We start from the raw sequence: 12421 nt of genomic DNA on the forward strand, positions 1-12421 counted from the left end.
CGCCGGGACGCTGCGCACGGCCGCCTTCACCGTGGGGGGAGCTACTTGAGGGCTACCTGTAGGTGACGTCCGAGGTGGAGTACAGGCAGTTCTTGCTGTCGGGGCCCGACCCGACAGCGGTGTTGTTGTTGTACTTCTGGCAGGGGACGACCTTGCGGCCTGAGTCATTGCGGATCGTGACGTTGCGCAGCGTTGCCGCGTCGTTGCGGTTGACGTTGATGCCGACGATCCGGGCGGTGGAGCCCGTGCCGGTCACGTCGATGGTGTTGAGGTTGACCTTGCGCGTGTACTGCGTGGAGCAGTCGCCGCAGGAGCGGTACAGCGTCTTGAACTCCTGCACCGCGAAGTTGGAGATGTTCAGCGTGCCGCCGCCGTTGTGCTGGAAGACCTTGTCCGCCGCCTTCTTGGCGCCACCGCCGATCACCTGGTACGTGGCGCCGTTGCCCCCGCGGAAGGTGGCGGCGTCCTCGCCGACGTCCTCCCACCAGACGTTCTGCAGCGTGCAGCTGCCCTCGCAGTGGATGCCGTCGGCCGCGGGCGCGCCGAGGATGACGTTCTTCAGCACCGCGCCGTCCGCGAGCTTGAAGATCGGGTCCTGGCCCTCCTCCTGGCCGTCACCGGCCAGGTCCCCGGTCCCGTAGTACCGCTTCATCCCGTAGTCCTTGGTGCCGGACACGGAGATGGTGGCTGAGGTCCCCTGGCTGCCGTTGGGGGTCGGCCAGGTGGCGGCGCTCGCTGTGGGCGCATTGGTGGTCATGATCATGCCAACCGAGAGGCCGAGGGTGGCCAGTGCGCCGGTCAGTGCGCGCCCCCGGGCGCGCGGGCGTGTCGCAGAAGTCATGTCCCGATTCCTTCTGTCGTCTCGATGAGTGAGGGAGGTGAGGTGTCAGAGCCTTCCGGCGCCCGCACCCGACGTCACCGAGGTGACGACGGACGAGGCCGGCTCCGCCGCATAGCCGTACGGCGGGCTGGTGAAGCTGCCGACGCGCGAGACCTCGGTGGCGGCTCCACCGAGATCGTTGCCGCGCAGGTTGGCGTATCCGTCGACGTCGCTGCTGCGGTTCGTGGTGACCGCGATCTTCGTCGAGCGGAAGACGTTGTTCTCGACCAGCATCTGGGCGCCCATACGCGAGTGGCAGGCGGTGTCGGCGCCCTCGACGTAGTTGTTGTAGAAGTGCCCGGTGCCGAAGCGCAGGCTGGGGATGCGCGAGTACACGTTGGCGAAGTGGTTGTGGTGGTACGTCACCTTCAGCTTGCCGGTGTCCTCGCTCGCGTTGTTGTCGCTGTGGCCGACGAGCGAGCCCTTGAAGTGGTTCTTGAAGGTGTTCCAGGACACCGTGACGTTGTCCGCGCCGTGGTTGACGTCCAGCAGGCCGTCGTAGAAGTCCTTGTCGTGATCGCGGTCGGCCGAGAAGGAGTTGTGGTCGATCCAGACCTTGGTGGACGCCTCGACGGTGATGCCGTCGGCGGGTGCGACGGGCTTGCTGATGTTCAGGTTGCGGACGACGACGTTCGAGACCTTTTTCAGCCGCAGTCCGCCACCGGTGAACCCGGATGCCGAACCCACGCCCAGAACGGTCGTGTTGGACCCGATGTCGACCTGACCGCTCAGCGGGATCAGGCCGTTGACCCGGACGACCTTGGCCGTGTTGCCGGTCACCGCCGACTTGAAGGCGCTCAGCGTGGAGACGGTGACCGCCGAGGCGCTGCCGCCGCCGGTCGTCCCCGCGCCGAACCCGATCGGCGAGGTCTCGGCGGCCCCGGCCGGCTGGGGAACGGCCAGGACCGCCACGGTCGCCAACGCGGACGCGGCGGCGACGGTCAGAGTGGTTCTGTGTACACGTGTACGTGGGGGAGTACGCATGTGGGGTGCGTCCCTTCGTGGTGCCGTCATGGTGCAAGTCGGTCATGTACATGAATGACGTTCGCCATGCTGTTCACCGCACGCGCTGCGTACGACCGGCCCGAAGGCCTCGGTCACACTGCTGAACGGAACGTAGGGGGCAAGCGCTTTCTAGTCAACGCCTCGCGCAGAACACATTCGGCCGGTCCTGGTCAGGGTGGGGGTGTCTCGGGGGTGGTGTGGGAGCGCTTCCATGAAAGCCATGTGCATGTCACCATGCCGACGGACGCTTCCCTTCACGAGAGGGCGGGTCGATGAGGACTCCGCGCATGCGTACGTTCGTCAGTGGACTGGTGTTCCTGCTGGTGGCCGTCGGCGCCCTGGCCGTGGCGCCGGGACCGGCGGCCGCCGGCACCTCGCGGCCCGGCCACGAGAGATCGCTGCCGGGTTCGTTCACGTGGACGTCGAGCGGCCCGCTGATCAGCCCCAAGTCGGACGCGGCCCACCCGATCCTCTCGGTCAAGGACCCTACGGTCTTCCGCTACCGGGACCGCTGGCACGTCTACTTCACGACTGCCGACATCGCCGGACGCTGGAGCCTGGGACACACGAGCTTCACCGACTGGTCGGAGGCCGGTTCGGCGCCCTCGGACACGCTCAGTTGGAGCGCGCCGCGGAACTTGGCGGCAACGTCTACCGGCTCGGCGACGGCTCCGGCTACCTCATGCTCGTCGAGGCGCTCGCGACCGGATCCGACTGGCGGCGCTACTTCCGGTCCTGGCGCGCCGACAGCCCGGGCGGCGCCTGGACACCGCTCGCCGACACCGAGGCCAATTCCTTCGCCCGCTCGAACAACGTCACCTTCGAGTCCGGACAACCGGCCTGGGCCAGGGACTTCAGCCATGGCGAGATGATCCGCTCCGGTGTCGACCAGACCCTCACGATCGACCCGTTGACCCAGACGGACACCACCTGCTGAACCGCCGTACGACGTCCTGCGTGCCGCACTCACAACGGAAGGGACACGGACGTGCCTGCCACCCCCCGCCCCACGGCGAGGAGACCGCTGCGGTCGTTACTCCTCGCGCTCGTCGCCGCGCTGCTGCCGATGCTCGCGGCCACCATGCTCACCGCACCCGCGGCCGCCGCCCGCGAGCCGGCCGGGCCCGCCCGCGAGTCTGCCCGCGAGAGGGCGGTGCCCGCCGCGGCCCTCACCGAGGTCACGAACTTCGGTACGAACCCCAGCAACCTGCGGATGTACCTGTACGTGCCGGAGAGCGTCACGCCGAACCCGGCGGTCGTGGTCGCCGTGCACTGGTGCACCGGCTCCGGCCCGGACATGTACAACGGCACCGAGTACGACACCCTGGCCGACCAGTACGGGTTCATCGTGCTCTACCCGTCCGTCACCCGCAGCAGCAAGTGCTTCGACGTCTCCTCGCCCCAGGCGCTGCGCCGCGGCGGCGGCAGCGACCCCGTCGGCATCAAGTCGATGATCGACTGGGTCACCCGCACCTACGACGCCGACACCGGCCGGGTGTTCGCCACGGGTATCTCCTCCGGCGCGATGATGACGAACGTCCTGCTCGGCGACTACCCCGACGTGTTCGCGGCGGGCGCGGCCTTCTCGGGCGTCCCGTTCGCCTGCTTCGCCACCACCGACGGCTCCGAGTGGAACAGCAACTGCTCGGGCGGCACGCTCACCCGCACCCCGAAGGAGTGGGGCGACCTGGTCCGGGGCGCCTACCCCGGCTACACCGGTCCCCGCCCGCGGATGCAGATCTGGCACGGCACCCAGGACGACGTCCTGCGCTACCCCAACTTCGGGGAACAGATCAAGCAGTGGACGAACGTGCACGGTGCCGGCCAGACGCCGACCGCCACGGACACACCGCAGTCCGGCTGGACCCGCACCCGCTACGGCTCCACGGGTGACCGGGCCCCCGTGGAGGCCATCAGCCTCCAGGGTGTCGGCCACAACCTGTACGCCAACGGCATGGCTTCCCGCGTGCTCACCTTCTTCGGCCTGGACAGGTCGGGCCCGGCGCCGCAGCCCCAGCCCGGAGCCTGCAAGGTGACGTCCACGGTGAACGCCTGGAACACCGGCCTGACCGCGTCCGTGACCCTCACCAACACCGGTACGACGACCGTCAACGGCTGGAAACTCGGCTTCACGCTCCCCGCCGGCCAGACCGTCACGGGCGGCTGGGGCGCCACCTACGCGCCGTCGTCCGGGACGGTCACCGCCACCAACGTGTCGTACAACGGCACGATCGCACCCGGCGCGAGTGTCGGCATCGGCTACCAGGCGAGCCATGGCGGCAACAGCGCCGCTCCGACCGCCTTCACGCTCAACGGGACGGCGTGCACGGCAGGTTGACGCAGCGGATGCTCCGAGATCCGGGTGCCGGTCAGACCGACCGGTGGTACTGGTCCGGCACCCGGACCTCACCGCCGAGTTCCCGCGCCGCGTGCCGGGCCCAGGAGGGGTTGCGCAGCAGTTCCCGGCCCAGCAGGACCGCGTCGGCCTCGCCGTTGGCCAGGATCTTCTCGGCCTGCTCGACGTCCGTGATCAGTCCCACCGCGGCGACCGGCAGGGGCGTCTCCGCCTTGACCCGGGCGGCGAAGGGCACCTGGTAGCCGGGGCCCCTGGGGATCCGGGCGCCGGAGGCGTTGCCGCCGCTGGAGACGTCCAGCAGGTCGATGCCGTGGGCCCGCAGGTCGGCGGCGAAGCGGACGGTGTCGTCAGCGGTCCAGCCGCCGTCCTCGAGCCAGTCGGTCGCCGAGATACGGAAGAACAGCGGCTTGTCGTCCGGCCACACCTCCCGTACGGCGTCCACCACTTCGAGGGCGAAGCGGACGCGGTTCTCGTACGAGCCGCCGTAGGCGTCGGTGCGGTGGTTGGAGTACGGGGAGAGGAACTCATTGATCAGGTAGCCGTGGGCGCCGTGGATCTCGGCGATCTCGAAACCGGCGGCGAGGGCACGGCGGGCCGCGGCGGCGAACTGCTCGACGATGTCCTTGATCTGGTCGGCGGTCAGCTCTGCCGGGACCGGGTGCTGCTCGTCGAACGCGAGGGGGCTCGGCGCCACGGAGTCCCACCCGTACGCGTCCGGGCCGACCGGGGCGCCGCCCTTCCAGGGCTGGTCCGTCGAGGCCTTGCGCCCGGCGTGTGCGAGCTGGATCGCGGGCACCGTGCCCTGCTCGGCGAGGAAGCGGGTGACGCGGCGGAAGGCCTCCACCTGCGTGTCGTTCCAGATGCCGAGGTCGTACGGGGAGATGCGGCCCTCCGGGGAGACAGCCGTGGCCTCGACGATGATCAGGCCTGTGCCGCCGGCCGCGCGGGCGGCGTAGTGCGCGAAGTGCCAGTCGTTCGGGACGCCGGCCTCCGGGCCCTCCGGTGCAGCCGAGTACTGGCACATCGGGGGCATCCACACGCGGTTCGGGATCGTCACATCGCGCAGGGTGAAGGGCTCGAAGAGCGCGGTCACGGCGGACTCCATTCATTACGGGACCGGTGTCGACTCGTACGATAGGCATCGTAGTACGGTGGATGTCAAACTACGAGGGTTCTCGTACTATGGAGTCCCCGAGGAAGAGGAAGTGGAGCCGCCGTGACGTCCCCCGCCGTGAGCAGCCGCGCCCTGCCGCATCCCGAGCGCGACGAGATCCGGCTGGAGGATGTGCTGCACGCGCTCTCCGATCCCATGCGGTCGCGGATCGTGCGGGAGCTTGCCGCGGCGAGCGGGGAGTTGTCCTGTTCGCACTTCGACCTGCCGGTGACGAAGTCCACGACCACGCATCACTTCCGGGTGCTGCGGGAGAGTGGGGTGATCTGCCAGGTCTATCGCGGGACGGCGAAGATGAACGGGCTGCGGCGGGACGATCTGGAGGGGCTGTTTCCGGGGCTGCTGGATGCGCTGCTCGACGCCGCGGGGAGGCAGGCCGGGAGGCTCGGAGGGTGATCGTTCGTGGTTCGCTGCGGGCCGCCGGTGGCTTGTCGCGCCCACGCGGCGGAGCCGCAAATCGACACAGCCCCGCGCCCCTAAACCACTTTGCCCTGCGCGGCGGTCATCAGGGACTGCCAATCCGGAAGCTTCACCACGCCCCTGCCGAGTGACGCTCCCAGCTCCGCCTCCGCCCGTTCGATCGACTGCCAGCCTGTCCATTCGACCGGGTCGATTCCCTCCGCTCGCAGGGCCGTGAGCGTGTCCTCGGGGACGTCCTTGGCGGCGAGGAGCGGGGCGTCCTCCAGCAGGGACATCGCCGTCTCCTTCGCGCAGGGGCGGTTCGTGCCGATCACACCCGTCGGGCCGCGCTTGATCCAGCCGGCCACGTACTCGCCCGGCGTGACGACGCCCTCGCGCAGGACCCGTCCGGCCAGGTTCGGCACGGTGCCGGTCTTGGCGTCGAACGGCAGGCCCTCCATCGGCACTCCGAGGTAGCCCACCGAACGCAGCACCAACTGCGCCTCGATGTCCTCGTACCGGCCCGTGCCCGTCACGCCGCCATGCCCGTCCGGTGCCGTCCGCTCGAACCGCACCGCGCCCACATGGCCCTGCTCCGAGAGCAGTTCGACCGGGCGGAGGAAGAAGCGGAGTCGGATCCGGTGCGGGGCGCCGGCCGGCGGGGACTCGGCCCAGCCGCGCAGCACCTCCACGTTGCGCCGCTGCGGGGCCGGCAGCCCGGACGGGTCCGTGTACCCCGGGTCCGCCGCCAGCTCCGCCGGGTCCGCGACGACGTCCGTCCCCGGCAGGGTGCCCAGCTCGCGCAGTTCCTTGGTGGTGAAGCGGGCCTGGGACGGGCCGCGCCGGCCCACCATGTGGATCTCGGACACCCGGCTCGCCGCCAACGCGGTCAGCGCCCGCTGCGGCATGTCGGTGGGGCTGAGCTCGGCCAGCCCCCGGGCCAGCATCCGGGTGACGTCCACGGCGACGTTCCCCACGCCGATGACCACGGCCGACCGCGCGTCCCGCAGGAAACCGCCGTCCACGGCGTCCGGGTGGGCGCTGTACCAGGACACGAACTGCGTCGCCGACCAGCTCCCCGGCAGGTCCTCCCCGGGAATGCCCAGATGCCGGTCCGTGGCGGCTCCCACGCAGTACACCACCGCGTGGTAGAGCTCCCGCAGCCGGGCGGCAGGCACCCCGCCGGGGCCCGCCTGCACACCGCCGAGGAACCGGACCCGGTCGTGCTCCAGGACCGTGCGCAGATTGTTCTGCAGCGACTTGATCTTCTCGTGGTCGGGCGCCACGCCGTAGCGGACCAGGCCGTAGGGGCACGGCAGCCGGTCCAGGACGTCGACGCGCACCTCGGAGTCGAGCTGGACGAGGCTCTGGGCGGTGTAGCACCCGCTCGGCCCGGAGCCTACGACGGCGACTCGCAGCACGGCGGAACTCCTTACCCGTCAGATCCCGGGGGATCTCAGGAGAGCGCTGATGTCTCCAGCATCGCACCGGCCGGGCTCCGCTGACAGGGTGCTGTGCTCCGACCGGGGCGCGTGTCGGATCTATAGCGAATGTGATCATGCGGTTACGTTCCGTGTGTGCTGGAAGCATCCTTTCTTAATCTTTCCGATCGCTCTCCGGTGGACGGCGCGGTATCCGTGCGGCCCGCGTGGGAAGTGCGGGAGAACGAGGACGCCACGCGGTGGTTCGACGTCCGGCTCGCCTTCACGGACGGCGCCCACGTCGACGCGCTGGCGGTCGTGGCCGGCGGCTGCGTCGGGGTCGAGGAGGTACGCGCCCAGCCCGCGCTGTCCCTCGACGACCTGGCGGTGCTCGCCGACTGGTTCGAGGAATCGCTGGCCGAGGCGTGCGGCGCCGGTGCGGGCGCGGCTCCCGAGGGCTGCGCGGGCCCGGGGCGCCGGGCCCGGGCCGTCTGGCCGCGCGGCGCCGAGGGGCGGTGGCTGGTGGCGCAGGAGTACCGCGCGGCCCAGCAGGGCGGTGCCGACCCGGTCCTCGCCGTGATGTGCGCGACCGGGCACAGCCGCCGCAAGTCGCTGAGGCTGATCGGCCAGGCCCGGGACGCGGGCCTACTGACACCACGCCGCGCACGGCGCTGAGCGGGCCGCGGCGCGACCGCGACCGCGACACTCAGCCTGTCGGTGCGGTGCGGTGCGGTGCGGTGCGGCCTCTCCCAGGGGTGCCGCAGGTCGCGGACGAAGGCCGCCTCAGCGTCCGGCGAATGCCCAGGTCAGCGACCCAGTTCGGGTCGTTCTCGAAGCCGGATCCCGAATGGCAGGGTCAGGCTCCCTCGGGAGTGATCAGGCAGAAGGGATGGCCGACGGGGTCCTCGTAGACGCGGTAACCGATCGGCTTGTCCGAACCATCCAGCAGCGTCGCGCCGAGGGCGAGCACCTGAGCCTCAGCCGTATCGAGGTCCGTGACCATCACGTCGAGGTGCATCTGCTGAGGACGCGCGGAATCCGTCCACCGCGGCGCGCGAAAGTCGTCCACCCGCTGGAAGGCGACCACCGGGGTACCCGCCGCGTTCTGGAGCACGACGAAGTCGCCCGTGTCCGCCTGCCGTGAGAGGGACAGCAGCTTCTCGTAGAAACCGGCGAGGTCATCCGGGTCGGGGCAGTCGATGACAACGGTGTACAGGCGTCCGATCACCGGCACACTCTGCCACCGGCCCCCGAGCGGGCCAAACTGCGGGGGCCCAACCCAAGGTTGAAGAACAAGCTCAGAGCATGTCCCGCATCCGCGTGATCTCGCTGGTCTGCTGAGCGATCACCTCGTCGGCCATCTCCTCGACGCGGATGTTGTTGCCCTGCCCCTTCACGTCCGTCGCCATGGTGATCGCGCCCTGGTGATGGGTCGTCATCAGGGTGAGGAAGAGGTGGTCGAAGGCCTTGCCGTCGGCTGCCCGGAGCTTGTTGAGTTGGGCCTCGGTCGCCATGCCGGGCATCGTGGCGTGCTCGTGCCGCTCGGCCTTCAGTGGCTTGCCGTACGACTTCAGCCAGCCCTTCATGGCCTCGATCTCGGGCTTCTGGCCGGCCGCGACGCGCTCGGCGATCCGCTTCACGTCCTTCGACTCGGCGCGCCTCGGGACGAGTTCGGTCATCACCAGGGCCTGGGCGTGGTGCTCGATCATCATCCGGGCGTAGGAGACGTCCGCCGCGTTGGGGGAGTCGTTCTCCGGATTCTGCTCGGCGGCCTCTTCGGCGGACAGGGTGCGGTTCGCCTCACCCGGCTCACCCGGCGCGATCACGGCGGGCCCGTCGGCGGCGGCCTGCTTCCGGTCCGGACCGGAGTCACAGCCCCCGGCCGCGAGCACGGCCAGGGCGACCAGCCCCGTCGTGACGACGGACGCACGAGACACGCGGCGGAAGAGCACAACGACCTCCTGTGACGGGCGGGTTGGGGCGCACCTCGTGTTGCGGACGGCGTACTGGCACGCTTCCGCGGGTCATTGATCGCAAAACTTCATTGCGATTCTGTTGCCCCCTATTGGTATGTGCATGGCGAAGACGATACTGCGTGGTGCGTGAACCGTTCCGCAGTGAACGGAACCAGGGAGGAAAACAGTGATCCTGTTGAACGACCGCAGAACACGCCGCAGACGCCTGGGCGTCCTCGCCGCCGCCGGTGGACTGCTGGCCGCGCTCCTCACAGCGGCACCGGCAGGGGCCACCCCCGACCCCGGGGACGCGCCGCCCGCGCCGAAGAAGGTCTCCAAGAGCGCCCAGGCCGAGGTCCGTGATGCCATCGAGAAGGGCGAGATACCCGCCCAGGACGAGATCGTCCACTCCGACAACATCCAGCACCTGGCATTCGTCCCCAAGGACGTGCTCCAGGGCACGAACTCGGACCTCGCCTTCCAGGGCAGGTACGCGTTCGCGGGCAACTACGACGGCTTCCGCATCTTCGACATCAGCAACCCCAAGGCACCGAAGACCGTCGCCCAGGTGCTGTGCCCCGGCTCGCAGAACGACATCTCCGTCTCCGGCAACCTGCTGTTCCTGTCCACCGACTCCTCGCGCAGCGACAGCAGTTGCACCAGCACCACCCAGCCGGCGACCGAGAAGTCCTCGTGGGAGGGCATGAAGGTCTTCGACATCAGCGACAAGCGCAACCCGAGGTACGTCGCCGCCGTCGAGACCGCCTGCGGCTCGCACACCCACACGCTGGTGCCCGAGCGCCGGAACGTCTACGTGTACGTCTCCTCGTACTCGCCGAACGCCACGTACCCCGACTGTCAGCCGCCTCACGACGGCATCTCCGTCATCAAGGTGCCGCGCGACGCCCCCGAGAAGGCGAAGGTCGTGGGCTTCCCCGTGCTGTTCCCCGGTGAGGGGCCGGACGGCGGCGGCAACCCGGGCGGACCCACCAACCCGGGCGTCTCCAAGACCACCGGCTGCCACGACATCACCGTGCTGCCCTCGAAGGACCTGGCCGCGGGCGCCTGCATGGGCGACGGCATCCTGTTCTCCATCAGGGACCCAGAGCGTCCGAAGGTCATCGACCGCGTGCAGGACAACGTCAACTTCGCGTTCTGGCACTCGGCGACCTTCAACCAGAAGGCGAACAAGGTCGTCTTCGCCGATGAGCTGGGCGGCGGCGGAGCGGCCACGTGCAACGCGGAGATCGGACCGAACCGCGGCGCCGACGGCATCTACGACATCGTCGGCAAGGGCGACAAGCGCAAGCTCGTCTTCCGCAGCTACTTCAAGATCCCGCGCCACCAGGCGGACACCGAGAACTGCGTGGCCCACAACGCCTCGCTGATCCCGGTCAAGGGCAAGGACCTGATGGTCCAGGCCTGGTACCAGGGCGGTGTCTCCGTCTGGGACTTCACCGACTCGAGCAACCCGAAGGAGATCGCCTACTTCGACCGCGGTCCGCTGACCACGGACACGATCAAGTCGGGCGGTTCGTGGTCGGCGTACTACTACAACGGCTACATCTGGTCGAACGAGTACGCCAGGGGCTTCGACGTCCTGAAGATCGACGACCGGCGCACGGACCCGGCCCGCAAGGTCCACATGCGCGAACTCAACGTGCAGACGCAGCCGGACTACTTCGACTGACCCTCCGGGCCGTGCCCCGGTGCGGCCCCGGTCGCGAAGAACCGTGACAGATCCCTGTCACCCGTCCCGTCGGAGGCTCCGGTCTCCGGCGGGACACCCAGCTCCCAGTCGAGCCGGTAGCGCTCGAACAACTCGGCCCGCAGCACCGGGACCGGCATCGGCACCCCGGGCACCAGCGCCGCGTACACGGCACCCATCAACAGGGCGCGCAGCATCGGGTAGTCGCTCTCGACGTCCCGCGAGCCCAGCCGGGCGACGGTGTCCCGCAGCAGTTCGGCCAGCCGCCGCTGCTCCGGGCAGGGCACGAAGCCCTCGGCCTGCAGCAGCCCGGCCATGTGCTGGCGCATCAGTACGGGCCGGTCCCCGGCCAGGCCCAGGATCGCGTCGATGGCCCGCGCCATCCGCTCCCGGCCGTCCTCGGTGCGCGGCTCGCGCTCCAGGGCCTCCTCCAGCGTGCGGTGCATCAGCCGGTGCACGGCGGACTGCACGAGCTGGCGCTTGCCGGGGAAGTAGTACGAGACCAGACCGCGCGCCGAACCCGCCCGGTCGGCGATGTCGCCGAGCGTCGTCGCCTCGAACCCGCGCTCGTCCACCAGCTCGACCGCCGCCTGCAGAAGCCGCTCCTTCGAACGTCTCCGCAACTCTTCATTGACCGAGGCGCTGCGCGGGGACATGCTGAAACTCCTGCGTTGGCTGGCTGCCAGCCAACTATACTCGGAGCATCCGGCCGGGCCGCGCGGTCCCAGCCGGGGATGCCGTCTGCCTCGGGCGACACGGGGGATCGTCCGAGGCGGGCGAGCTGAAGACCGGATGGTCGCCTCGGGCTGCTTGTTCCGGCGGTGCGACCCTCAGCTCACCAGGTCGAGGACCGGCCGCAGTCCGTCCGGCCGGTCGGTCACCGGCAGATGGTCCACGAAGTGCACCCCGCAGCCCAGAGCCGTGGCACCACCGTCCGCCCTGCGGTCGTCGCCGACCATCAGCGTCCGGCGCGGATCGGCGCCCAGCGCCTCGCAGGCGGCGGCGAACAGCCGCGGGTCGGGCTTCTGGATGCCGTGCTCGTACGACAGGACGTATGCGCCGATGTAGGGGTCCAGGCCGTGCGCGCGGAAGACCGGACGCAGGTCCCAGCCGATGTTGCTGACCACCCCGACCGGGATGCCCCGCTCGCGCAGAGTACGGAGCACCTCGACGGCGTCCGGGTACGGGGCCCACGCGGCCGGGTCCATATGGCGCTCGTACAGCGCGTCGTGCAACGCCGGGTCGGGCAGCGTGACTTGGCGGGAGACACCGGTGTACGCGGCCCGGTGCAGCTCGGCGCTCTGGTCCCGGATCTGCCAGGCCTCGGCCAGCTCCTCCGGGACCCGGGCGGGATCGCCACCGCCCGGCAGTGCCCCCGCCGCCTCCAGAGCACGCGCCGCGGCGGCCATCTCCGCCTCCGCGAGCCGGATCGCGGTGCCGGCCAGGGTGCCGCGCAGCCAGGAGTCGGTGGACTCGACACGGAAGAGGGTCCCGGAGAAGTCGAACAGCACGGCGGTCATGGGGTG

14 protein-coding genes and 1 pseudogene are annotated in these 12421 nt (G+C 69.9%); 6 read left to right on the forward strand and 9 right to left on the reverse strand.

Going from position 1 to position 12421, the window contains the following annotated elements:
• Positions 1-52 precede the first annotated feature (52 nt).
• From ACWIF2_RS23435 to ACWIF2_RS23445, 3 genes are all read right to left on the reverse strand, one after another.
• Positions 53-841 (reverse strand): pectate lyase, encoded by a 789-nt coding sequence (locus ACWIF2_RS23435; RefSeq protein WP_454362587.1) that lies wholly within the window; start codon positions 839-841, stop codon positions 53-55.
• A gap of 45 nt (positions 842-886) precedes the next feature.
• A complete protein-coding gene (locus ACWIF2_RS23440; protein ID WP_454362588.1) occupies positions 887-1864 on the reverse strand; it encodes a pectate lyase family protein in 978 nt (325 codons plus the stop codon).
• A 250-nt stretch (positions 1865-2114) separates the two neighbouring features.
• Complete coding sequence (locus ACWIF2_RS23445) at positions 2115-2366, reverse strand: hypothetical protein (RefSeq protein ID WP_454362589.1); 252 nt, start codon at positions 2364-2366, stop codon at positions 2115-2117.
• On the opposite strand from ACWIF2_RS23445, the pseudogene ACWIF2_RS23450 reads away from it, so the two are divergent.
• The 3 genes and pseudogenes from ACWIF2_RS23450 to ACWIF2_RS23460 all read left to right on the forward strand — a co-directional run.
• Positions 2323-2454: pseudogene (locus tag ACWIF2_RS23450) on the forward strand (non-reducing end alpha-L-arabinofuranosidase family hydrolase); the annotation flags it as partial. The gene ACWIF2_RS23445 and the pseudogene ACWIF2_RS23450 overlap by 44 nt on opposite strands.
• Before the next feature lie 50 nt (positions 2455-2504).
• The gene (locus ACWIF2_RS23455; RefSeq protein ID WP_454362590.1) at positions 2505-2822 is read left to right on the forward strand and encodes a non-reducing end alpha-L-arabinofuranosidase family hydrolase; all 318 of its coding nucleotides are present in this window, start codon (positions 2505-2507) and stop codon (positions 2820-2822) included.
• A 129-nt stretch (positions 2823-2951) separates the two neighbouring features.
• A complete protein-coding gene (locus tag ACWIF2_RS23460) occupies positions 2952-4223 on the forward strand; it encodes an extracellular catalytic domain type 1 short-chain-length polyhydroxyalkanoate depolymerase (protein WP_454362628.1) in 1272 nt (423 codons plus the stop codon).
• Positions 4224-4254: 31 nt separating this feature from the next.
• On the opposite strand, the gene ACWIF2_RS23465 is transcribed toward ACWIF2_RS23460, so the two are convergent.
• Positions 4255-5334: an NADH:flavin oxidoreductase/NADH oxidase gene (locus ACWIF2_RS23465; protein WP_454362591.1), complete on the reverse strand. Its 1080-nt coding sequence runs from the start codon at positions 5332-5334 to the stop codon at positions 4255-4257.
• 123 nt (positions 5335-5457) lie between these two features.
• On the opposite strand from ACWIF2_RS23465, the gene ACWIF2_RS23470 reads away from it, so the two are divergent.
• Positions 5458-5808, forward strand: a complete 351-nt coding sequence (locus ACWIF2_RS23470; RefSeq protein ID WP_454362592.1) for an ArsR/SmtB family transcription factor — start codon at positions 5458-5460, stop codon at positions 5806-5808.
• 80 nt (positions 5809-5888) lie between these two features.
• Here the strand turns inward: ACWIF2_RS23470 and ACWIF2_RS23475 are convergent, their stop codons facing one another.
• The gene (locus ACWIF2_RS23475) at positions 5889-7232 is read right to left on the reverse strand and encodes an FAD-dependent oxidoreductase (protein ID WP_454362593.1); all 1344 of its coding nucleotides are present in this window, start codon (positions 7230-7232) and stop codon (positions 5889-5891) included.
• A 198-nt stretch (positions 7233-7430) separates the two neighbouring features.
• On the opposite strand from ACWIF2_RS23475, the gene ACWIF2_RS23480 reads away from it, so the two are divergent.
• Positions 7431-7907, forward strand: a complete 477-nt coding sequence (locus ACWIF2_RS23480; protein WP_454362594.1) for a DUF6214 family protein — start codon at positions 7431-7433, stop codon at positions 7905-7907.
• A gap of 181 nt (positions 7908-8088) precedes the next feature.
• Here ACWIF2_RS23480 and ACWIF2_RS23485 read toward each other — a convergent pair whose 3' ends face one another.
• Together ACWIF2_RS23485 and ACWIF2_RS23490 are read right to left on the reverse strand one after the other, a co-directional pair.
• Positions 8089-8460: a VOC family protein gene (locus ACWIF2_RS23485; protein ID WP_454362595.1), complete on the reverse strand. Its 372-nt coding sequence runs from the start codon at positions 8458-8460 to the stop codon at positions 8089-8091.
• A 70-nt stretch (positions 8461-8530) separates the two neighbouring features.
• Positions 8531-9184, reverse strand: a complete 654-nt coding sequence (locus ACWIF2_RS23490) for a DUF305 domain-containing protein (protein WP_454362596.1) — start codon at positions 9182-9184, stop codon at positions 8531-8533.
• A gap of 190 nt (positions 9185-9374) precedes the next feature.
• Here ACWIF2_RS23490 and ACWIF2_RS23495 point away from each other — a divergent pair, with 190 nt between their 5' ends.
• Positions 9375-10877, forward strand: a complete 1503-nt coding sequence (locus tag ACWIF2_RS23495) for an LVIVD repeat-containing protein (RefSeq protein ID WP_454362597.1) — start codon at positions 9375-9377, stop codon at positions 10875-10877.
• On the opposite strand, the gene ACWIF2_RS23500 is transcribed toward ACWIF2_RS23495, so the two are convergent.
• Both ACWIF2_RS23500 and ACWIF2_RS23505 read right to left on the reverse strand, forming a co-directional pair.
• Positions 10865-11551: a TetR/AcrR family transcriptional regulator gene (locus tag ACWIF2_RS23500; RefSeq protein ID WP_454362598.1), complete on the reverse strand. Its 687-nt coding sequence runs from the start codon at positions 11549-11551 to the stop codon at positions 10865-10867. The two genes, ACWIF2_RS23495 and ACWIF2_RS23500, sit on opposite strands and share 13 nt — an antisense overlap.
• 174 nt (positions 11552-11725) lie before the next feature.
• Positions 11726-12415, reverse strand: a complete 690-nt coding sequence (locus ACWIF2_RS23505) for an HAD family hydrolase (RefSeq protein ID WP_454362599.1) — start codon at positions 12413-12415, stop codon at positions 11726-11728.
• Positions 12416-12421: the final 6 nt, after the last annotated feature.

This window comes from Streptomyces sp. NPDC055506 (assembly GCF_053643595.1).